This window comes from Streptomyces sp. NPDC102283 (genome assembly GCF_044766265.1).
Lineage (GTDB): Bacteria > Actinomycetota > Actinomycetes > Streptomycetales > Streptomycetaceae > Streptomyces.
Genome location: NZ_JBIWLQ010000017.1, coordinates 166,220 through 190,930 on the forward strand (window position 1 = coordinate 166,220; position 24,711 = coordinate 190,930).

Here is a 24,711-nt window from a genome sequence, read left to right on the forward strand (position 1 = left end):
GGGTCACTCGCTGTCGGGATTTCGGGCGACACCCGGACATGGATCTCCGGGCCTACATACGGGCGACCAATGCGCAGGGGCGCTGTCTGGACACCGTTTTACGTATGCATCAGCTGCACGGGGCGCAAATCCGTCACCTCGTACCGGGGTATCGGCCCGCTGATCTCGTCAACGGTGGGAACGGTGTCCTTGTCACATACGATCTGCCGCACCGTGCGAAACGGATTCAGGAAACTCTTCAGGACGCCTCCGGCATGGTTGCGGACATCCCTGCGACGGATCAGCTCGCCGACGACATGCATGAATTCTTTCGTGCCATACTCGGGGTCCAGGTCTGTGAAGAAGCCCAGCATTTATTAGAGAGTCCGCTGTTCGAGCTGGGCTTTGACTCCGCGAGCCTCCTGGACCTGCAGGAGAAGATCCAGAGTCGGTACGGAATATCCGTTGAAGCATTGTTCTTCTTCGAGCACAACACAGGCGCACGGATCATCGAGCATCTTGACGGCCTGAGGGATGAGGAATCCCCGCCGATCCGGTCCGCCACCGCGCTCCCCGCCCCCGCAGCAGGGGCAGGTGAAGAGCGTGGTGCTGCGCGAGGCGACGATGGCTCCCGCGATGTCGCGATCATCGGCATGGCCTGCCGGCTACCCGGCGGCATCGAGGACGCCACCAGTCTCTGGCGGCTCCTCGAAGGGGGCGGCAGCGCGGTCGGGACGCTGCCCGAAGGCCGTTGGCGGTGGCCCGACGGAATCGGTCCGAGCACACACCCGGGCATCGACCGCGGCGGCTTCGTCACCGACGCAAGGCGCTTCGACGCGGCCCTGTTCCGTATCACCCCGCGCGAAGCACACCTCATGGACCCGCAACAGCGATGGATGCTGGAACTGTCCTGGGCCTGTCTGGAGGACGCGGGATATCCACCGAGCAAGGTCGCGGGCGCACCGATGGGAGTGTTCGTCGGCGCCAGCGGCTCGGACTACCAGCGGGTGTTGGACACCGAGCGAATCATCCCGCGCGCGCAGAGCGGAGCGGCCACGGCCACGGCCGTGATCGCCAATCGCGTCTCGTACTTCTTCGACCTGCGCGGCCCGAGTGTCCAGCTGGACACGGCGTGCTCCAGCTCCCTGGTGGCTGTTCACACCGCCGTGCGCGCGCTGCGCTCGGGGGAGTGCGAGACAGCCCTGGTCGGCGGTGTCAACGTCCTGTGCCATCCCGCGAACAGCATCGCCTATCACCGGGCCGGCATGTTGTCGCCAGACGGTCTCTGCAAGACGTTCGACGAGTCGGCCAACGGCTACGTGCGCTCCGAGGGCGGTGCTGTCCTGCTGCTCAAGCCGCTCGCCACGGCACTCGCGGAGGGCGACCACGTGTACGCGGTCGTCAAGGGGAGCGCCACCAACCACGGTGGCCAGGCGGGCGGGCTGACCGTACCCAGCGCCGCCATGCAGGCGGGCCTGGTCGAGGCGGCGCTGGCCGACGCCCGGGTGACCCCGTCCGACATCAGCTACGTCGAGGCGCACGGGACCGGCACCCCACTCGGCGATCCGATCGAGCTCCAGGGGCTGACCCGGGCCTTCGCCGGCAGCGTCGCGCCCTGTGCCATCGGATCCGTCAAGACGAACCTGGGCCACCTGGAAGCAGCGGCGGGCATCACCGGACTGGTCAAGACCGTGCTGTCCATCCGGCACGGAAAGCTGCCCGCCACCCTGCACTACACGCGGCGCAACCCTCAGATCGCCCTGGACGGGACGCCCTTCTCCGTTGTGGACCGGCTCAGGGACTGGGACCCCGGTAACCGGCCGACACGCCTGGCCGGAGTCAGCAGTTTCGGCTCGGGCGGCAGCAACGCCCATGTCATCGTCGCCGAACCTCCGGCCCTCGGACACCGACTGAGGACCGCCGAGGACAGGGAGCCCGCCCCGCTCACCGGCGGTCCCAGGCAGGTGGTCGTCCTCTCGGCGGAGAGCGAAGCCCAACTCGTCACGCAGGCGGAGCTCCTCCTGGCCCATCTGCGGTCCGAGGGGACCGCCGGCCGCCCGCTCACCGACGCCGACCTCATGGACCTGGCGTACACGACCCAGGTGGGCCGAGAGGCGCTGACCGAGCGGCTGTGCCTGATGCCCACGGACGTGGCTTCGCTCGCATCACTCCTGGAGGGCGTGGCGTCACGTGCCGTCCCGCTGCCGCCCACCGTCCTGCGCGGCCGTAGGCGAGCATGGAGGAAGGGCGAGAGGGCCCCGGCCGCTACCACGGCCACCGACGCCGAACAGCTGGCGGTCGCCTGGGTTCGGGGCGAGGAGGTGGACTGGGACCGGCTCTACGCAGACGTCGCACGGCCGCGGCGCGTGCCGCTGCCCGCCTACGCCTTCGCCAGGAAGCCCTACTGGCTCGACCTCGAAACGGCCGACGCCGACGGGACCCGCGAGCGCAGGAGGCGTCCGCTGCTCCCGCGCGAGTCCGGATCCTCCCCGGGGCACCCCGGTGCGGACCACCTCGCCTTCGAATCCGAGGTCGGAGCCCGCGACTTCTTTCTGCGCGACCACAAGGTGAGGGGCAAGCACGTGCTGCCCGCCGTCGCCTACCTCGAGATGGCGCGCGCGGCCGTCGACCGCACGCTGCCCGGAACGGACGATCCGAACGCGACGCTGTGTCTGGAGAACGTCGTATGGGCGCGGCCCATCGTCGTCGGCGCCGAGAACCGCACGGTCCGCACAGTTCTGACGCGGGAGGGGGGTGTCCCCGACCGCGAGGGGAGCAGCGCTGACCAGCGGGTGACGTACGAGGTGAGCACCGGCCAGACCTCTGCGGGAACGCACGTGGTCCATTCACGGGGTAGGGGATCGCGCGGGCGCGCGACGGCCCCGCCGCCGCTCCTGGACATCGCGACGCTCAAGTCCCGTACGCAGCAGGCTGATTTCGCCGTCGAGGACTACTACGAGACATTGCACGACGCCGGACTGGACTACGGCGACACCCACCGGGCCCTGCGCGACATCCGACTGGGCGACGGTGAGTTGTTGGCCCTCCTCGTACTCCCGGACGCCGTTGCGGACACCCGACAGGACTTCGTTCTGCACCCCAGCATGCTCGACGGCGCGCTTCAGGCGACGCTGGCCTCCGAGGCCCGGGCGGCCCGGGGGAACGGGCCCTGGAACACATCCCTGCCCTTTGCGCTCGATCGTCTGGAAGTCTTCGGCGCCACCCCTGCGTCGGCCTACGCATGGATCCGTGAGGTTCCGGGTCCAGCGAGCCCGGTACGGCGGTGGGACCTCGACCTCTGCGACGAGCAGGGCAACATCTTCGCGACTCTACGGGGCTACTCCATGCGGAAGACCACGGAATCATCCAGGACCGCGACCGCGAAGGAGGTGACGCTGTTCCAGCCGGTATGGAGGGAGAAGCCGGCCGATACCTCCGGCGCGCCGTCACCGGGCGCGGGCCGGGGGCGCACGCTGCGCCTGGTTCTCGCCTGCGGCTTCGAGGATCGGCTGGAGGACCTGCGCACACGCGCACCTCACCTCACCTTTCTGGAGCCGCCCGAGGACATCGCCACCGCCGCACCGGGAGCCGAGGCCGTCACGGCCCAGGCGCTGGAACTGCTCCGTGTGTTCAAGGGCCTCCTGCTCGACAGATCCGAGGGCTCGGTACTCCTTCAGGTCCTGACGCCCTCGCACGGCGAGTCGGCCCTGCACCAGGCCCTCTCCGGACTGCTGAGGACGGCTCAGCTGGAGAACCCCGCTTTCACCGGACAGGTTCTCGCGGTACCCGCCGACTCCCCTGCCTCGTACCTGATCGAGAGGCTGGAGGAGGACAGTCGCGCGCCGGAGGACCGGCAGATCCGCTACGGGGACGGCCGTCGCAGAGTCCTCGGCTGGGAACCACTCGCCGAGGCAGCGGCGCGGCCGGCACAGTGGCGCACCGGAGGTGTCTATCTCATCACGGGTGGTGCCGGCGGCCTGGGGTTGATCTTCGCCGAGGAGATCGCGCGCCGGGTGAAGGATGCGGTGATCTGCCTGACCGGCCGGTCCTTCCACGGTCCGGCCCAGGAGACGGGGCTGGCATCCCTGCGTGCCCTGGGCGCGAAGGCCGAGTACCACTCCCTGGACGCCTCCGACGAGCACGCGACCGAGGAACTCGTCGCCGAACTGACCCGGCGCCATGGCGGGCTGCACGGTGTCATCCACTCCGCGGGCGTGATCCACGACAGCTTCCTGGTGAAGAAGCCCGTAGCGGAGTTCCGTCGCGTGCTGACGCCGAAGCTCGCCGGGTGCCACAGTCTGGACCAGGCGACCAAGGACACGGATCTGGACTTCTTCGTGCTGTTCTCTTCCATCATGGGGGCGACCGGCAGTGTGGGACAGGGCGACTACGCCGTCGCCAACGCCTTCCTCGACGAGTTCGCGCGGCACCGCGGAGCACTCGTCGAGGCGGGTCGGCGCAGCGGCCGTACGGTCGCCATCGGCTGGCCGCTGTGGCAGAGCGGTGGCATGGGCACCGACGCGGCCACCCAGCGCGCCCTGCGCGTGCGCAGTGGGCTGCTCCCCATGACGACCGAGGACGGCATTCGGGCCTTCCACCGGGCTCTCGACAGCGGCGAGCCCCACGTGGTCGTGGCGGCGGGGGAGGAGGAGCGCATGCGCGCCCTCCTGGATCTCGACCAGGACTGGCAGGCATCGGCCGCCGGCGTGGCGCGTGGATCCAACGGTGCCGGACGCGAGCCTGAGCGCGCGCCCGAGCGCGATGACCGCGGGCTGGAAGCACGGACCATGGCCTTCCTCCAGGAGAAGTTCTCGCGGGTCACCGAGGTACCGGCGAGCGACATCGACGTGGACGAGCCGCTCGGCTCCTACGGCATGGACTCGATACTGGCGACCGAGCTGACCGCCGCGTTGGAGAGGTCGTTCGGCTCGCTTTCCAAGACTTTGCTGTTCGAATACCACACCCTCGCGGAGCTGGGGGCGTACTTCATCGCGCAGCACCGGTCCTCGCTGGACGCGATGTTCGCGCCGTCCGAGGGAACGGTTGCCCCCCCAGCCTCCGTGGCGGCCCCCGCCGCCGTGAGCGTCGTGCAGCCCGTCGTGGCATCCGAGGCGGAGAAGGCCAGCGAGGACACCAGGGTGTCCGTCCCCGTGCCTGTTCCCGTACGGGGCTCGTCCACCGCGCTGGACATCGCGATCATCGGTCTGTCCGGGCGCTATCCCGAATCCCGTGACCTGCGCGAGTACTGGCAGAACCTGCGAGAGGGGCGCGACTGCGTCGTCGAGGTTCCCGAGGACCGGTGGGACTGGCGTGCGTACTACTCCGGCGATCGCACGGTGCCCGGCCGCCACTACAGCCGGTGGGGCGGATTCATCGCCGAGGTCGACCGCTTCGATCCGCTGTTCTTCAACATATCGCCGAGCGAGGCCAAGCACCTGGATCCTCAGGAGCGGCTGTTCCTGGAACACGCCTGGACAGCGATGGAGGACGCCGGGTACACGCGTGAGCGGCTGCGGCGTACGGACCACGAGGCCGGCGAGGGCCAGATCGGTGTCTACGCGAGTGTGATGTGGGGGCAGTACCAGCTGCTGTTCCCGGGTGCCGAGTCCGCAGGAGGGAACCCCAGTCCGCTCGGCAGCAGTTACGCGAGCATCGCCAACCGCGTCTCCTTCGTGATGAATCTGCACGGGCCCAGCATGACCGTGGACACCATGTGCTCCGGCTCGCTCACCGCGGTGGATCTGGCCTGCCGTGATCTGCGCCAGGGCCGTACCAAGCTGGCGTTCGCCGGCGGTGTGAACGTGACCGTGCACCCGAACAAGTATCTGGCCCTCAGCGCGGGGCAGTTCATCTCCAGCAAGGGGCACTGCGAGAGCTTCGGCATCGGTGGGGACGGCTACATCCCCGGCGAGGGCGTCGGTGTCGCCCTGTTGAAGCCGCTGCACGACGCGGAGCGCGACGGCGACCACATCTACGGGGTGATCAAGGGCAGCGCCATGTCCCACGGCGGGCGCACGAATGGCTACACGGTGCCCAACCCCCGTGCCCAGCAGGCCGCGATCCACAGTGCGCTGCGCGAGGCCGAGGTCGATCCCAGGGCCGTCAGTTACGTCGAGGCGCATGGCACCGGAACCACTCTCGGCGACCCCATCGAGGTCACCGGGCTGAACCAAGCGTTCAGGACCGCCGCCGGTGGTACCGAGGACGGCGACGGCCAGTTCTGCTACCTCGGTTCGGCCAAGTCCAACATCGGCCACTGCGAGAGCGCGGCCGGGATCGCCGGGCTCACCAAGGTGCTGCTCCAGATGGAGCACGGCCAGATCGCCCCTTCACTGCACTCCGCGACGTTGAACCCGAACATCGACTTCACCCGTACGCCGTTCGTCGTCAACCAGGAGCTGCGGAACTGGGAACGGCCCGTGCTGGACGGGCGTACCCACCCCCGAATCGCCGGAGTCTCGTCGTTCGGCGCCGGTGGTTCCAACGCCCATCTGATAGTGGCCGAGTACGTGGACCGGCGTCCGGCACCGGCCGCGGTCGCGCACGAGCCCCTGCTGTTCACGCTCTCCGCCAAGAACGAGGACCGCCTGCGGGCGTACGCCGGTGAACTGCTGCGTTTCGCGCGCGAAAAGGAGTCGGAGTCCGCCGGGACCAGGCGGAGGACCACTCCAGCGGACCTTGCCTACACGCTACAGAGCGGGCGCGAGGCCATGAAGGAGCGCCTCGGTGTCGTCGCGGACTCCTTCCGGACGCTCGCCGAGAAGCTGGAGCGGTATGTGGCGGGTGACGAGTCCGTCGATGGGCTGTACCGGGGCAATGCCAGACAGGGCAGCGGGGCGTTGCCGCCGATGCCGGCAGCGGCGCCCGTCGATGGACCGATGGAGCACGGCGGTCTGGACAGGCTCGCCGAACTGTGGTCGCGCGGTGCGGCACCGAACTGGCGCGAACTGTACGCCCCCACGGGCCCCACGCCCCGCAGGATCAGTGCGCCGACCTATCCCTTCGCCCGTGAACGGTACTGGGTACCCGAGACGGCCCCGGCCGCTCCCACACCCCCGCCCGCCCCGGCGGGAGCACAGCGCACGGAGGCCGGGCCGGAGCGCCGGACCGGGCCCGGTACGACGCTGTTCCTGACCAAGCGGTGGCAGGGGACCGCGCTGGGCGCCGGACGGGCGCGGCACTTCTCCGTCATCGTCCTGCACAACGGGGCGACGACGAGGCTCGCCGGGGAACTTGCGCAGCGGTTCGACGACGCCACACTGCTGGACACATCCGACCCCGACGCCCAGGCGGTCCTCGAACGCCACATCGGAACCTGTACCGCCTGGATCGATCTCACCGGAATAGCCGACGACCCGGGCACCGGCTCGCTCGCCGAACCGGAGGCGTCCGGTCGTGCAGCGGTGTCCCTCCTGCAGAGCGCCCTTGAGCACAAGGCGTCCCGTGACATCCGCCTGCTGTTCGTGACGCGTGGCCTGGAATCACCGGACACCCACGGCCGGGAGTACGCCGGTCACCAGGTGAACCCCGCCGGCGGAGCGCGGGCAGCGCTCCACCGGATGCTCGGCAGCGAGTACCGGGGTCTCACTTCGCGCCACGCCGACCTGGACCCCGCCGTGCGCAGTGATGCCGAGGACGCGGCTGTCATCCATCGCGAGCTCACGGACGACTCCGGTGACGTGGAGGTCTGCTACCGCGCCGGAGTCCGCCTGACCCCCGTACTGGCCGAGGCGGCACCGCGAGGCGCGCGGACGGCCCGGCCGGTCTTCGCTCCCGACGAGGTCCTCCTGGTGACCGGAGGCACACGCGGCCTCGGGCTCCTCTGCGCCAGGCACCTGGTCGACCACTACGGCGTACGGCGACTGGTCCTCACAGGCCGGGAGCCGCTGCCTCCACGCCATCTGTGGGCCACCCCCGACGCCTGCCCGCCCTCGGTACGCGACAAGATCGCCGCTGTCCTGGAGCTGGAGGCGGCGGGTGTCGAGGTACGAGTCCTCGCACTGCCTCTGGACCGCGCCGACGAGGTCATCGCCGGCATAGCGACGGTCGAGTCGACGCTCGGACGGATCACCGGGGTCATCCATGCCGCGGGCCTGGTCGACACACGCAACCCCGCGTTCGTCCGCAAGCCCGTCGCCGACATCGCCCGGGTCGTCTCACCGAAGATCGACGGCACCAGGAATCTGCTGGCCGCTCTCGACCGGCGGGCGCTGAAATTCGTCCTCCTGTTCTCCTCGGTCGCCGCCGCGATCCCCGCACTGGGCGTCGGCCAGAGCGACTACGCGATGGGCAACGCGTTCATGGACTACTTCGCACAGGCGTATGGCGCGGACCTGCCGATGACGAGCATCCAGTGGCCCAGCTGGCGCGAGACCGGCTTCGGTGAGGTCAGAAGCCAGGCATACACCGACACCGGGCTGCTCAGCATCACGGATGACGAAGGCACGATGTTCCTTGACGACATCCTCACCACGCCGCGCGGCCCCGTCGTCATGCCGGTCCGCGTCGACGCCGGCCGCTTCGAACCCGGTTCGCTCCTCGACGCCCGCCGGCCGGCGGGCGCGGCACGGACCGGTGAGGTGGGGACGCCCGCGCCCGCCGCCCCCGTGACGCCCGAGCCGTCGCGGAACGACCGAAAGACGTGGGGGAGGCTCGTCGCCTTCCTCAGCAGTACTCTCGAAGGCCAGCTCGGGCTCGAACCCGGGAAGCTGGACGAGGACACCTCCTACGCGGACTACGGGGCCGACTCCGTCCTGCTCGCCCAGTTCCTCCAGCGGATCCAGCAGCACCTGGACATCACCCTCGACCCCGCGACCCTGCTCGAGTACCCGACCCTGAGCGAACTCGCGGCGCGGTTGCTGAGCGCGGAGCCCACGGTGGTCGCCGCACAGTTCGGCGCCGAGCCGCAACCGGCCGAGGCCGAGGGCGCGCCGGTGGCGGACGCGCGGGACACACCGTCCGCCGACTCCTCACACCCCGCCAGGCCGTCCGAGCGGACCGCGACGACCACGGGTGGTGGCCATGGGCGTGACAAAGCCGTCGCCGTCATCGGCATGGCCGCCCGGCTGCCCGGAGCCCCGGACATCGACTCCTACTGGGAGCTGCTCAGCCAGGGACGCTCGGCGATCCGCGAGGTTCCCGACAGCCGTTGGACGCTCCCGGACGGTGCTCACGCCGGACTGGTCGACGATGTCTTCGGCTTCGACGGCGGATACTTCAAGCTGCGTCCCGAGGACGTCCGCGCCATGGATCCGCAGGCACTGGTGCTGCTCGAGGAGAGTCTGAAGGCGCTCCACCACGCCGGCTACCACCCCCAGGAGCTGGACGGCACCCGCACGGGTGTGTACGTCGGTGCACGTGGTTCCCACCGGACGGACGACGCTCTCGTGGACGGGGCCCGCAACCCGATCATGACGGTCGGACAGAACTACCTCGCGGCCAACGTCTCCCAGTTCTTCAACTGGCACGGTCCCGCCATGGTCATCGACACGGCGTGCTCCTCCTCCCTGGTGGCGATGCAGACGGCCTCCGACGCGCTGGCGACGGGCTCGGCCGACCTGGCGCTGGTGGCGGGCGTCAGTCTGCTGACGGACACCTTTGCCCACGAGCTCTTCCGCCGCCGAGGACTGCTGCGTGAGAACGGAGAATTCCACGTCTTCGACCGCCGTGGCGACGGTGTCGTCCTGGGGGAGGGCGCCGGCGTCGTCGTTCTCAAGCCACTGGACCGGGCCGAGCGGGACGGCGACACGGTGTACGCCGTGATCGAGGGCATGGCCCTCAACAACGACGGCCGCACCGCCGGACCCGCGACCCCGAACCTGGCAGCCCAGAAGCAGGTCATGGGCGAAGCGCTGCGGCGGGCGGGTGTCCGGCCGGACCAGGTCGGACACCTGGACGTCAATGGTTCGGGCTCAGAGCTGACCGACCTCCTCGAACTCAAGGCCATCGAGGCGGTCTACTGCGAGCACCGGACCTCTCCGCTGGACCTCGGCTCGATGAAGCCCAACATCGGCCACCCGCTGTGCGCCGAAGGCATCGCGGCGTTCATCAAGGTCGTTCTCATGCTGCACCACCAGCGGACGGTGCCGTTCCTGTCCGGCGAAGAACCCATGGAGCACCACGCGATCGACCCCGGGCGTCTGGCCTTCCCCCGGGCCTACGCGCCGGTGGACCTGCGCTACGCGTCGCTGAGCAGCTTCGCCGACGGCGGTACGAACGCGCACGTGGTCCTCGGACGTGGCCGCCCCGGGCCGCGCGGCCCGGTGCCGCTTCCCGCACTCGAGCGCCGCGACCAACGGACAGGCATGGCTCTCGGCGGTGTCGCACAGCCGCTGGTGCTGACCCGGCGCATCGACGCGGGGGACGCGGTTGTCGACGGCCATCGCGTCCACGGTCGGCGTCTGCTGCCCGGACTGGCGTGGATCGACCTGCTGTACGGCTGCTTCGAGGAGTTCGCCCCCGATGTGCCGTACACCGAGCTGACTCTCCAGGAGCTGACGATCTACCGACCGCTGTCCGTGGACGCCGGCCGTGCGGTGGACATCCAGGTCGAGGCACGTGCCGACGGGGCGGCGAGCTGGCGGATCACCGTGACCGCTGTGGCGTCCCACGGCTCCGAAGAGGCTGCGTTGCCCTACATCACGGCCGAGATGCGGCGGACGGGACACGCCGCCGTCGACGCCACGAAGATCCCGGCCGAGGTACTGGAAGTGCTGCGCGCCGACGACGGGCGGGCCCGCGACCTGGAAGAGGTCTATCGGGCCTTCCGCGCCGACGGACTCGTCCACTCGAACCTCATGAAGACGGTCGGCGCGGCGTACGTCACGCCCGAGGACGTCTGGCTGCGAGTGGCCCTCGACGAGCGCGCGGCGGACGACGGCCCGCATCGGCTGTTCCACCCCGCCCTCATCGACGGCAGCGCCGTGGCCGCGAGCGAGATGGCGCTCCTCGACGGGAGGGCCGACGACGACTCGGAGAGCGCCGAGCGGCGCCTGTTCCTCCCGATCCACTACGGCCCGTTCCGGGCCGGCGCGCGGCTGGGGCGTTCCTGCTACACGCGAGTACGGCGTGACTCCGTCACACGCCGGGACGAACTGTTCACCCTGGCCCTGGAGTTCTTCGATTCCGAGGGGCGCAGGACCGGCGAGCTGAGGAACCTTGTCACGAAGGCAGTGAGGGACGCCGGACACATCGACCCCGTGCGCTTCGGTGAGGTACCGGTCGAACCCGGCCCGCTCGCGGGCGGCGTAGAAGCCCATGCCGACGTGGTCTCGGCGGGGGATACGGCCGGAGTCGTCGCCTCGGTCGTCGCCGCCCGGATCGGGGTTCCGGCCGAGCAGGTCGACACCCACACGAGCTACTACGAGCTAGGTCTGGACTCGGCCGCCCTGCTGCAGATGGCACCGGAGATCGGGTCGCGGCTGGGCGCGAGGCTGTCACCGACGTCGCTGTTCGAACACCCGACAGTGGCCGGGCTGGCCGCCCACATCGTGGAGCTCCACGGCCCGGCCGTCCCGGCCGTGGAGGCGCCGGACCCGTCGCCCGGACGGGCGGTGCGCGACGAACCGTCCGTGCCCGGTGCTCAGGTCGCCGAGCGATCCGCCGCACCGGCCCGGGAAACCGGTCCGGGAGACATCGCCATCGTCGGGCTCGGCGGCCGGTACCCGAAGGCGGGCGATGTCACCGAGTTCTGGGAGAACCTGAAGGCCGGACGCGACTGTGTCACCGAGGTTCCCGAGAACCGCTGGCCCCGTGACACCTTCCGGGGCAAGCGCACCCCGTCCGGGCGGACGATGGCCTCCTGGGGTGGGTTCCTGGACGACGTCGACTGCTTCGATGCCGACTTCTTCGGTGTTCCGGCGGACGAGGCCGCCCAGCTCGACCCGCAGGAACGGATGTTCCTGGAGGTGTGCTGGGAGGCCATGGAGGACGCCGGGTACACCCCGGCCGGTCTCACCGGGACCACGGTCCGCGGACCGCGCAGAGCGGTCGGCGTCTTCGTCGGGGTGATGCACCAGGACTACGTCCTGGTGCAGCACGACGCCGCCGACGGGGTCGGGCCTGCCCCTCTGTCGCTCAACTCCGCGTCCATCGCTCACCGGGTCTCGCACTTCTGCGACTTCAACGGCCCCTCCATGGCCGTCGACACGGTCTGCGCCTCCTCGCTGAGCGCTCTGCACCTGGCCGTGGAGAGCCTGCGGCGCGGCGAATGCCACGCCGCACTCGCGGGCGGCGTGAACCTCTCCCTGCACCCGGCCAAGTACCGGGCGTACGGGGCGCTGGAGCTGCTCGCGAGCGACACGCCCGCGCGGTCGTTCGGCGCCGGTGCCGACGGCTATGTTCCGGCCGAGGCCGTGGGGGCTGTGCTCCTCAAGCCGCTGAGCTCGGCCATCGCGGACGGCGACGACATCTACGCGGTCATCAAGGGAACCGCGGTCAACCACTCCGGCAGGACCCCCGGACCGCGGACTCCGTCAGTGGCCGCACAGGCGGCCCTCATCGAGGACTGCCTGGACCGCGCCGGGATCGACCCCGCCTCGCTCGGCTACCTCGAAGCCCACGGCACGGGTACGGAGATCGGCGACCTCATCGAGGTCCAGGCGCTGCGCAAGGTGTTCGAGGAACGAACGGGCGCCAAGCGGTTCTGCGCGCTCGGCTCGGTCAAATCCGCCATCGGCCACGCGGAGGCTGCCGCCGGGATCAGCGCTCTCACGAAGGCAACGCTCCAGCTCCACCACGCGACACTGACCCCCATGGTGCGCGCGGAGCGGCCCAACCCCTACCTCGACCTGGACAACTCGCCGTTCCGCCTCCAGACCGAGCTGGAGGAGTGGACGGTGGACGTGACCGGGCCGGCGGCGGCGCCGCGTCGGGCCGGGGTGAGCGCCTTCGGCGCCACGGGCGCCAACGCCCACGTCCTCCTGGAGGAGGCGCCCCGGAAGGCCGGCGTGCCGGGGTACGGAAACGGCACGCCGGGACCCGTGCTCGTACCGCTGTCCGCGACGGACGGCGAACGCCTCCGTGCCTACGCCGAGAAGCTGCTGCGCTTCCTGGAGTCGAAGGACGGCATGGCGGTGGACGCGTCGGCGCTGGCCTACACCCTCCAGACGGGCCGCGTGGCGTTGTCGGAGCGCGCGGTGATCCTCGCGTACGACCTGGACGAGGTGAAGGACGCCCTCGGCGCCCTGGCGCGCGGTACCGATGTGGGCGTCGGCAACGTGTGGCGGGGCCGGGAGGGAGGACAGGTTCCGGAGTCGCGGTTGCTCGACGAGGACGACCTGCGCACGGAACTGGTCGCCCGTTGGGCGGCCCAGGGTGCCTGGGACAAGATCGCCGAGCTCTGGACCGGGGGGTACGTCGTGGACTGGCGTCCCCTGTACGCGGAGACGACGCCGCGTCGGCTGCACCTGCCCACGTATCCGTTCGCCAGGCGGCGGCACTGGGTGGGGGCATCCGGTGAGAGCGTCACTCCCGCGCCCGGGCAATCAGCCGCTCCTGGCACCTCGGTCTCCGGACAGCCCTGCCTCGATGCCCTCCACTGGCGGTACGTACCCGAGAGCGAGCCACTGCCCACAGAGCCGGGGGCAGCGGAGCCGGCAGGCTCGCGGATCTCACCCGAAGAGAGGGCGCGCGGCTTCCTGCGGCAGTTGGTCGCCGCACGTCTGGGACGGGCGGCCGATGAGATCGGCCTGCACACCGGCCTGATCGAGCTGGGGCTGACCTCACTGGGCGCCGTCGGCCTCACGGAAGAACTGACCGCGACGGTCGACCCGGCGTTTCTGCCCAGCGTGCTCTTCGAGCACACCACCATCGCGGAGGTGGCGGCCCATCTGGCCGCCTGGCGCTCGGCCGCGCTGGCCCGCCTGGTTGCCGTCAAGGCCGAGGAACCGCCCCGTTCCGAACACACCGGGAGCGTGCGCGCGGAGGTCCTGGCGGTACTGGGAGACCTGCACACCGGTGAGCTGCCCCTGGAAGACGCCATCGCGCTCCTCGACACAGACAGGAACGAAAAGTGAAGCACAGGATCGACGCCCTCATCGCGGAGTACCAGGCGGGCGGGATCAGCGACAGTGAGGTCGCCGACCGGCTGCGCGCGTTGCAGCGGCAGATGCCGCAGCCGCAGGTTCCGCCCGGCACCGCTGCCCGGGCCTACCCGCTCTCCGACGCACAGACCGGCTTATGGGGACTCCAGCGTGCGTACCCGGACATGGCCGCGTACAACGTGCCTCTGTGCTTCCGTGTCATGGACCTGGACCCGTCGGTCTTCCAGGAGGCGTGCCGGGCTCTGGTCGCACGTCACCCGGTGCTCAGCACCGTGATCCACCGGGAGGGGAACACGCCCCAGCAGTCGATCGACCCCGCTCGGGAACCCGACTTCGCTCGCGTGGACCTGACGGGTGCCGCGAACGGCGCGGAGGCGCTGGACGTCATCCGGCGTGAGAGCAAGCGTCCGTTCGCCATGGACGCCACTTCGGCGCACGACGCGGAGAGTCTCTTCCGGGTCAGGGTGTTCGACCGTCCGCTGAACGAGTCGATCGTCCTGATCACCGTTCACCACGTCATCTTCGACGGCAGCTCCGCGACGCTGCTGATGAACTCGCTGTTCGAGGCGTACGAGGCGCTGGTGGCCGGACGCCGTCCGGCGTCGGCCGACCGTGTCGCGGGCAGCGCGGAGTTCCACGACTTCGTGGACGAGGAACGGCGCACGCTGCCGGAACGGAGCCGCGCACTCCTGCCGTACTGGCGCGACCGGCTCGCCGGGCCGCTGCCCGTTCTCGGCCTGCCCACCGACCGTCCGCACCAGGAGGTGGAGGAGCCGTTCGCCGGCGCCACCCACATCTGCCGGGTGCCCGCGGAGCTCGTCGCACGGATCAGGCAACTCGCGGACGAGCACCGCGTCTTCCTCTCCTCCGCGCTGCTCACCGCCTACACGGCGGCTCTGGCCTCGTACGCCGGACAGGACGAAGTGGTCGTCGGCATCGCGGTGAACGAGCGCCGCGGTGAGAAACTCGCCGACACCATGGGCCCGTTGGTCAACATGGTGCCGGTCCGTGTGACGGTTCCGGCGTCGTCGTCGTTCGCGGAGCTGGTCGTCGGCACCCAACGGAATGTCGCCGACGACATGCTGCACAGCCTTCCTCTCTCGGCGCTGGTCCGGGAGCTGGCCTCGGAGGCATCCCCCGGCCGGTCTCTGCTCTTCCAGACGGCGTTCGTCTACCAGGACGTGCTCGATGGCATCGAGGGCGCCCACCGGCCCTACCGGCTCGTCGACGAGCTGCACCAGGAGGGCGAGTACGAACTGTCGCTGGAGGTGTGGAACAGCGCGGAAGCCCTCACCCTGTACTGGACGTACCAGCCCGAGCTGTACAGCCGGAGCTTCGTCGAGAGCCTTGCGGGGCATCTGGTCCGCGTCCTTGCGGCCGTGTGCGACGAAGCGGGGAAAGCCCTGACGGACCTTCCCTCGCCGGAGCGGTTCGAGCCCCCTGCCCGGCCGCTCCTGTCCCGGCCCGGCCGTTCGCTCCCGGTCCGGCAGGACGGCGACAGCGCCTACCGCAACGGCGCTATGGCGATCCGGCTGAACGGTCCCCTCGATCGTGCGGCGCTCGTGCGGGCCCTGGAGACCCTGGTCCAGCGCCACGACATCCTGCGGACGCGTGTCGTCGTGCGGGACGGCGTTCCTCACGAGGTCATGGGCGATCACGCGGAACTCACGCTCCACGAGGCGGAGCTGACCGACCCGGGCCGGCTGCGTCCGGTGTACGAGATGGAGGCCGCCGCCCCCTTCGATCCCGCCCGGGAAGCTCCGATCCGGGTCAGCCTTCTGCGCAGTTCGGCGCACGAGCACATCCTGCTCGTCACTCTGCACCACCGGGTGTCCGACGCAGGGTCGCTCGACGTCTTCTTCCGCGAGACGGTCGCTCTGTACGCCGCGTACGGCGAGGGCCGGCCCCCGACCCTCGAACCGCTGCCCCTCCAGTACACGGACTACGCCCATGAGCAGGGCCGGAAGCTGTCCCAGGAGGCCCGCGCCCGGGAGATCGGCTACTGGAAGAAGCAGCTCGACGGGATCGATCCCCATGTGTCCCTGCCGACCGACCGGTCCCGGCCCGTGAACAGGTCGGACCAGGAGGCGTACGAGCGGCTCCATCTGCCGCAGGACCTCCTGGGACGGATCAGAACACTCTGCGCCGACCGTCACGACACTCTTCACACGGCACTGCTCTCGGCCTACGCGGTGCTGCTGCACCGATACAGCGAGCTGGTGGACATCACCATCGGCACCACCGACGCCCACCGGGACAGCTCCGGGTCCCAGGGCCTCATCGGCCCGCTCGCCAACACACTGGTCATGCGCGCCGACCTCTCCGGCGACCCGACCTTCGCCGAACTGCTCGGGAGAATGAAGGAGGTCGTGCACCAGGCCCACGGCCACCGCGACGTGCCCTTCGAAGACGTGGTGGCCGCGCTCGGCCTGCGGCGCGGGCCCGGCCACCCGCCCGCCTTCCGGGTGGCGTTCGCCCTTCGGGAGCCGGAGGCCGACGGCGGTGCACGGGCGGGGAACCTGAGCTTCTCCCGTACCGAGTTCGACTTCGCGCCGTCAGGTTCGGACCTCTCGCTCAGCCTGCGCGAGACGGCGGACGGACTGGTGGGCGCCGTCGCGTACGACACGGGCATGTTCGACCGCGAAACCGTACGGCTGCTGGCGCGCAACTACGCGGCCCTGCTGCGGGCCCTTGTCGCCGAGCCGCACGAGCGGATCTCCCGGGTCGACGCCCTCGACGCAGCCGAACGGCGCACGGTGCTCCAGGAGTGGAACACCGTCCCGGCTCTGGAGAGCACCCCCGGCCGTGTCCACGAAAGGTTCGAGAAGGTAGCCGCGGGGACGCCGGGTGCGGTGGCGCTGGAGTACGAGGGACGTACCGTCTCGTACGGTGAACTGAACGCCCGCGCGAATCGCCTGGCACGGCATCTGCGCGGCATGGGAGTGGGGCCCGAAGTCCTGGTAGCCCTGTGTCTGCCGCGCAGTGAGCAGCTGGTGGTGTGTGTGCTGGCGGTGTTGAAGGCCGGCGGTGCCTATGTGCCTCTGGACCCGGCTTCGCCGGTCGAGAGGCTCGCGTTCGTGCTGAAGGACAGCGACCCGGGTGTGGTCGTGACGGAGGGCGGACTGCCCACGGAGCTGAGGGCGCCATCCGCCCCCGTCGTGGACGTCGCGGCGGACGCGGCACTGTGGTCGGAGCTCGCGGCGGAGGATCTGCCGGGGTCGGGAGCGTCGGAGACGGACGCGGCGTACGTGATCTACACGTCGGGCTCGACCGGGGTGCCGAAGGGCGTCGTCGTCGAACACCGCAATGTGACGCGCCTGTTCACCTCCACCGCCCCGTGGTTCGGTTTCGACGAGCACGACGTGTGGACACTGTTCCACTCCTTCGCCTTCGACTTCTCCGTGTGGGAGATGTGGGGCGCGCTGTTGTACGGCGGTCGGCTGGTGATCGTGCCGCAGGAGACGACGCGCGATCAGGACGCGTTCCACCGGCTCCTGCGCACGTCCGGGGTGACGGTGCTGAACCAGACACCCAGTGCGTTCCGGCAGCTGATCGCGGCGCAGGGGGAGGACGCGGAGCCCCACAGCTTGCGGCTGGTGGTGTTCGGCGGCGAGGCGCTGGACGTGGCGTCGCTGAAGCCGTGGATGGGACGCGAGGTCAACCGGTCGGTCGATCTCGTCAACATGTACGGGATCACCGAGACGACGGTGCACGTGACGTATCGGCCGCTGTCGCCGGCGGACGCGGAGCGGCCGGGGAGCCCGATCGGTGTCCGGATCCCCGATCTGCGGACCTATGTCCTGGACCGCTACCGCCGTCCGGTACCGGTCGGGGCAGTGGGCGAGCTGTACGTCGGCGGCGCGGGTGTGGCACGGGGATACGTGAACCGCCCGGAGCTGACGGCGGAGCGTTTCGTCGAGGACGGCTTCTGTGGTGAACCCGGGGCGCGCATGTACCGGACCGGCGACCTGGCGCGGTGGCTGCCGGACGGCTCACTGGAGTACCTGGGCCGCAATGACGACCAGGTCAAGATCAGGGGCTTCCGCATCGAGCTCGGTGAGATCGAGGCACGCCTCGCCGAACATCCCGCTGTCGGCTCCTGCGCCGTCCTGGCACGGGCGGACCAGCCCGGCGAGAAGCAGCTGGTGGCCTATGTCGTGCCGGACGGAGGGGCCCAGGGGCCCGACGGGACGCCCCGGGGCACGGTCCCGCGCGCCGAAGTGGTCCGTCATCTGCGGCGGACTCTGCCCGAGTACATGGTCCCCAGCGCCTACGTCATGCTGGATCAGCTGCCGGTCACCGGCAACGGCAAGCTCGACCGCAAGGCCCTGCCCGCGCCGGGAGCCGACGCCTACGCCCAACGCCCCCGCACGGCGCTGAGCACACCCACCGAACGGATCGTCGCCGCCGCCTGGGCGGGCCTGCTGGGGCTCGATGAATCCGGCATCGGAGCGGACGACAACTTCTTCGAACTGGGCGGGCACTCGCTTCTGATCGCCCTTCTGATCGCGCGGCTCAAGGAACGCGGGCTCCACGCCACCGTGCGCGGCATCTTCGACAGCCCGACCCTGGCCACCCTCGCGGCCCGGATGGACCGCGGTGAGACCTCCACCGCTCCGGAACACGAGGTCCCGGCCAATCTCCTGCCTCCGCTGTGTGAGCGCATCACCCCGGACATGCTCCCGCTGGTCCGCCTCACCCAGCCCGAGATCGACTCCATTGTGGGCCAGGTGTCCGGCGGCGCCCCCAATGTGCAGGACATCTATCCGCTCGTGCCGTCCCAGGAAGGGATCCTCTTCCATCACCTGATGGACCCGGGGCAGGACCCCTACGTCATCCCCATCCTGTTCCGTGCCCCGGACCAGGAGGTCCTTGACGACTTCGTCGCCGCCGTCCAGGCGCTGATGGACCGGCACGACGTCATGCGTACGGCCGTGATCACCGAGGGGCTGCCCGAGGCGGTGCAGGTCGTCCTGCGCCAGGTACCCCTCGAAGTGGAGCGGCGCACCCTGGACGTCGACGAGGACCCCGAGCGGCAGGCCCGCGCCTGGCTGACCGAGCCAGGCGGCATCCCGCTGGACCGCGCGCCGCTGCTGCGGCTGGTGGTCGCCGCCGATCCGCACTCCGATGGTCACTTCCTGCTGCTCGGCGTGCACCATCTCATCGAGGACGCCACCTCGCTGCGGCTCATCTTCGACGAGCTGGCCAACCATATGGCCGGCCGCCAGGACCGGTTGGCCACGCCCGCCGCCTACCGCGACTTCGTCAGCCACACCCTGCACCAGCTCGCGTCCGACGACGCGGAAACGTTCTTCCGTGCGGAGCTGGGGGACGTCACGGAACAGACCACGCCGTTCCAACTCGTCGATGTGCACGGTGACGCCGGCCGAACCCGCCATGTGCACCGCCCGCTCCCGGCCGAACTGACGGACGAGTTGCGCGCACAGGCCCAGCGTCTGCACATCAGCCCGGCCACTCTCTTCCACGCCGCGTGGGCGCTGGTGACCGCGGCCAGCAGCGGGCGCGACGACGTGGTCTTCGGCACCGTCCTGTCCGGACGGCTCCAGGGTGTTCCCGACATCGAGCGCATGCTCGGCAACTTCATCAACTCCCTCCCTCTACGGGTGCGGTTGCGCGACCGGAGCGTCCAGGACCTCATCACCGAGGTCGAGACCGGCCTGAGGAATCTGATCAGGTATGAGCAGAACGCCCTGACCCTCGCCCAGGGGTGCAGCGGACTCGACAGCGACGCCACGCTGTTCAGCTCCCTGATCAACTACCGCTACGTCGAGCCCCGGAGCGGCCAGGATCCCGCGGTGAGCCTGGAGAGCCTGGGCCTCGTTCAGCTCGGGTGGCTCGACCGGACCAACTACCCGGTCGGCGTGTCGGTCGACGACACCGGAACCCGGATGTCCCTGAACGCCCAGGTCGACGAGGCCCTGTCGCCGGATGCCGTGCTCGACTACGTGGAGGCGGCGCTGTCGGGGATGCTGGCCGCCCTCGCTCTGGACGACGGAGCGGGCACTCGGGCACTCGACATCGACATCGTGCCCCCGGCCGAACGCGACCGTCTGCTGATCGAGTGGAACGACACGGCCACGCCCTACCCCGACGACCGGTGTCTGTCCGATCTGTTCGAGGAGCAGGTCAGGGCGCGGCCTCAAGCGGTCGCCGTCGAGCACGGGGACGAACGGCTGACCTACGCGCAGACGAACGCCCGGGCCAACCGCGTGGCGCACTACCTTCGCAGTCAGGGGGTGGGGCCCGACACTCTCGTCGGACTGTCCGTCCGGCGCTCGCCGGAGACGGTGATCGGCCTGCTCGGCATTCTCAAGGCAGGCGGGGCCTATGTCCCCATCGATCCCGAATACCCCAGCGAACGCATCCGTGCTCTCCGCGAGTCGTCCGGCGTCGACCTCATCCTCGGCCAGTCCCAACTGCCGGACTCCCTCCTCGGCGGCCCGGCCGAGGAGGGACGCCCCCAGGTGATTCACCTGGACACCGGCGAGCGCGCCGAGGACGGGAGGGGGCCCGCCACCCAGGTGCTGGCCGTTCAGCCGGAACACGACCTGTCCCGGGCGGAGCTCGGCCTGACGCCCGACCATCTCGCGTGCACCATCTTCACCTCCGGGTCCACAGGCCGGCCCAAGGGCGTACTGATGGAACACCGTGGTGTGGTCCGGCTGGTGAGCAACCGGGAGTTCTTCTCCGCCGACGAGAACACCGTGGTACTGCACCACTCATCGATCTCGTTCGACGCCGGCTCGCTGGAGGTGCTCACCCCGCTGGTCTCCGGCGGTCGCCTGGTCCTGCACGACGGCGACTCGAAGGACCCCGGACAGCTTCTGGACTGCGTCGAGCGGACCGGTGTCAGCACGATGCTGCTGTCGTCCGCCTTCCTGCCGGCGTTCGTGGACTCCGCGGCCGGCCGGGATCTGCCGCTGCGCTACCTGGCCGTCGTGGGCGACACCTTCTCGGCCGGGGACGTCCGTCGACTGTACGCGGAACACCCCGGCCTGACCGTGGTCAACGGGTACGGCCCCACGGAGAACAGCATCGCCGCCACCCACCACGTCATCCCGCGGGACATCGCCGAGGGCGCGGTCATCCCGATCGGCAGGCCGATCCCCCAGTCGACCGCGTATGTGCTCGACCAGAACCTGCGACCGGTCCCGCGCGGTGTGGTGGGTGAACTGTGCCTCGGCGGGGCCGGCGTGGCACGCGGCTACCTCAATGCCCCGGACCTGACGGCCGAGCGGTTCGTCCGCGACCCCTTCACCGGCGACGCCGGTGCACGGTTGTACCGCACAGGCGACATGGCGCGATGGCTGCCCGACGGCACCCTGGAGTTCCACGGCAGGATCGACAACCAGGTCAAGGTCCGCGGGCACCGGGTCGAGCCGGGCGAGATCGAGGCGGTGCTGCACGCCCATCCGTCGGTGCACAGCGCTGTGGTCACCACACGGTCGGCCGGCGAGTCCAAGCAGCTGATCGCCCACGTCCGGCCGACGGCGAACTGGCTGGACGGCATCGCGAGGGAGCAGAACACCGAGCGCCTGCGGCAGTGGCAGGATCTCTTCGAGGACCAGTACTCCGACGACCCGGACCCGGACCCGGTCGCCGCGGGCCGGACCGTGGACACGGATACCGCTGACGACCTCAACATCAGTGGATGGAACAGCAGTTACACCGGCGGGAGCATCCCCGAGGAGGAGATGCGCGAGTGGATCGACGGCACGGTCCGGAGCATCGAGGAACTGCGCCCCAGGCGGCTCCTTGAGATCGGCTGCGGTACCGGGCTTCTGCTCTTCCGTTACGCGTCCTCCTGCGAGGAGGTGCACGCCTTCGACATTTCCGCCTCGGCCCTGGCCGGTGTCCGCCGTGGCGTCGACCGCAGGGGCTGGAAGCATGTGACCCTCGCCCAGGGTGACGCCCGCTCGGTCGCCGTACCGCCCGGCACGGAGAAGTTCGACACCGTCGTCATCAACTCCGTCGTGCAGTACTTCCCCAACCGGCTCTACTTGGAGGAGGTGATCGAGCGCCTGCTGCCCCTCGTCGCCGACGGCGGACGCATCCTGCTCGGCGATGTGAGGAATCTCGACCTCTACTCCGCCCATCTGTGTACTGTCGAGCGCAGCCGCCTGTCCGCGCGGATACCTGCGGGAACGCTCGACCGAGAGGTGCAGCGCCGACGTCAGCAGGAGACCGAACTGCTGGTCAGCCCCTCGTACTTCGTCCGGCTGCCCGAGAGGCTGGACCGGATCGGCTCGGTGGACATCGCCGTCAAGCGGGGCACGGGCGACAACGAGATGCTCAGCTATCGCTACGACGTGGTGCTGACCCTGGGCGCCGCGGCGGAACCGGACGACCTGCCGTGGCTGGACGTCGGTACCGTGGACGAACTGCGGACCCTCCTCCGCGATGGCCGGCACCGTCGATTCGGGGCAAGTGGCCTGACCAACCCGAGGATCGCCGATGACGTGCGGGTGAGCCAGGGCCTGACCCGATGGCCCGCCCAGCGGCAGGTGGAACCGATCACCGGCGACCACCGCCTGTCCCCCGACGGGGCGGCGCGCGTGCGGGAACTCGAAGCCGTGCTCCAGTACGCCGAGGAGCTGGGGTACCAGGTCGCGATGACATGGTCCCAGCACCGGCTGGACGGGCTCGACCTGGTTTTCGCCAAGGAGGAACCGCCGCGCGCACAGGCCCGCGACCCCTACCGCCGGTCCCATGTGGCGAACGTGCCGCAGATCGCGGAGACCGGCAGGGAGCTGACCCGCACCCTCAAGGAGTACCTGGCGAACAAGGTGCCCGAGTACATGGTGCCCAATGTGTTCGTGGCGCTCGAAGAGCTGCCGCTCACGCCCAACGGCAAGGTCGACAAGAAGGCGTTGCCGGCGCCGGACGAGGCCGATGTCCACAGGGCGAGCTACGACGCGCCCCGGAGCCCCATGGAAGTGGCCCTGTGCCGACTGGTGCAAGAGGTCCTCGAACTGGAGCGCGTCGGCCTCCAGGACGGCTTCTTCGACCTCGGTGGCCACTCCCTGCTCGCGACCCGGCTCACGATCCGCGTGAAGCAGGAGACCGGCAGGGAACTGTCCCTGCAGATGATGCTCGCCGGCGCGACCATCGGCGAAATGGCCAAGGCCCTGGAGACGGATTCCCTGAGCACCGCAGCCCCCGAGGTTCCGTTGCTGCCCCGTACCGACGGCGGCACCGACGCCCCGCTCGCCTTCCAGCAGGGCGAGCTGTGGTTCCTCAACCCGATCGAGCACGTGGGAACGTCGTACGACAACGTCCAGTGGGCCCAGCGGATCATCGGCCGACTGGACCGCCAGGCGTATGCGCGAGCACACGCGGCGCTCGTCGACCGTCATGCGATCCTGCGCACGAGCTATGTGCGCGACGCCGACTCCACCATCAGTCAGCGGGTGAACGATGCCGCCGGCTTCGCGGTCGCCTTCACGGACGTGAGCGGCGACAGCGCCGTCACCGAATGGCGCCGAGCCGAACGGGCCCGGCCCTTCCGCCCCCACGACCGGTACATGCTGCGCGTGCACGTCCTGAGGCTGTCGGAGTACGAGCACATCGTCGTGGTGACCCGTCCCTGGGGCATCTTCGACGGATGGTCGGCCGGCGTCTACGTGTCCGAACTCGACCTTGTCTACCGGGCGTTGAGCCAAGGGACGGAGCCGTCGCTGCGGGAACTGCCCGTCCAGTACACCGACTTCGCCCGATGGCAACGGCGTGCCGTGGACGAATCGGCCCGCGAACAGCAACTGGCCTACTGGCGCGCGCAGCTGGCAGGGCTACCGTCGTGCATATCGCTGGACACCGACTACGAACGGCCGGCGGTCAAGTCGTACCGGGGATCGTCGGTCGAGCTGGCGGTGCCTCCGGAGGTACTCGGACAGCTCCGCCGTTTCAGCCAGAAGCGCGGCGGCACGTTGTACATGACGCTTCTGTCGGCCTTCGCGACTCTGATCGGCGAGTACAGCCACGACCGTGAACTGGCCATCGGTTCACCGGTGACCAACCGTCCCCGCCCCGAGCTCGAACCGCTCGTCGGGTACTTCGTCAACCTGCTGGTGATGCGCCTGGAGGTGACCGCGGACCAGGGATTCGACGAGCTCCTGACACAGGCCCAGCTGGTCAGCGCCGCCGCCCATCGACGCAAGGACGTCCCGTTCACCCGTCTGGCGGCAGAGCTCGTACCGAAGCCGGACCCGGCCCACTCCCCGCTCTTCCAGGTCATGTTCAACCTCGTGCCTCCGGCCGATCCGGCATCCCAGGGCGACACGGTCGTCGCCGATCTGGCCTCCGTGCCGCTGCCCGGCGAGACGGAGGTGGCGAAGTTCGACCTCAACCTGACCGTCCGGGAGACCCCCGCAGGCCTGGCCGGCTATCTGGAGTACAGCACCGACCTGTTCACCAGGACGACGGTCGAGACCATGGCCAGGACCTTTGAGCGCTTGCTGCTGAAGATCGTGACGCGGTCCGGAGCGAGCCTCGCGGAGCTGCGCCGGGCAGCGTTGGACAACACCCCGGGTTAGACCGGCACATCCCGTCGACGACATCGGGGAGGGGCCCGGCCGGGTCCGGCCGGGCCCCTCCCCGAGCGACCCGCCGCGCCGAGCGGGAGACAGGACCACCGCCCGAAACAGCGGATTGGCCTCTACGGCGCTCCGAT

General features: G+C 69.9%; 3 protein-coding genes. 2 read left to right on the forward strand and 1 reads right to left on the reverse strand.

The genetic code is table 11. The annotated features are described in order from the left end of the window. Positions 1-98: 98 nt before the first annotated feature. Positions 99-353 carry a hypothetical protein gene (locus ACIRJT_RS29405; RefSeq protein ID WP_403914916.1) on the reverse strand — a complete coding sequence of 85 codons (255 nt, stop codon included), beginning with the start codon at positions 351-353 and terminating at the stop codon, positions 99-101. Here ACIRJT_RS29405 and ACIRJT_RS29410 point away from each other — a divergent pair. Further along, a complete protein-coding gene (locus ACIRJT_RS29410) occupies positions 297-13,994 on the forward strand; it encodes an SDR family NAD(P)-dependent oxidoreductase (RefSeq protein ID WP_403914913.1) in 13,698 nt (4,565 codons plus the stop codon). The genes ACIRJT_RS29405 and ACIRJT_RS29410 overlap by 57 nt on opposite strands. Then, positions 13,991-24,574: an amino acid adenylation domain-containing protein gene (locus tag ACIRJT_RS29415; RefSeq protein WP_403914884.1), complete on the forward strand. Its 10,584-nt coding sequence runs from the start codon at positions 13,991-13,993 to the stop codon at positions 24,572-24,574. Before ACIRJT_RS29410 ends, ACIRJT_RS29415 begins: the two co-directional genes overlap by 4 nt. Positions 24,575-24,711: the final 137 nt, after the last annotated feature.

What these genes read in the sequence shown, in the direction of transcription:
- ACIRJT_RS29405 (WP_403914916.1), bottom strand. Translation starts at nt 353, where the DNA reads ATGCTGGGCTTCTTCACAGACCTGGACCCCGAGTATGGCACGAAAGAA.
- ACIRJT_RS29410 (WP_403914913.1), top strand. Translation starts at nt 297, where the DNA reads ATGCATGAATTCTTTCGTGCCATACTCGGGGTCCAGGTCTGTGAAGAA.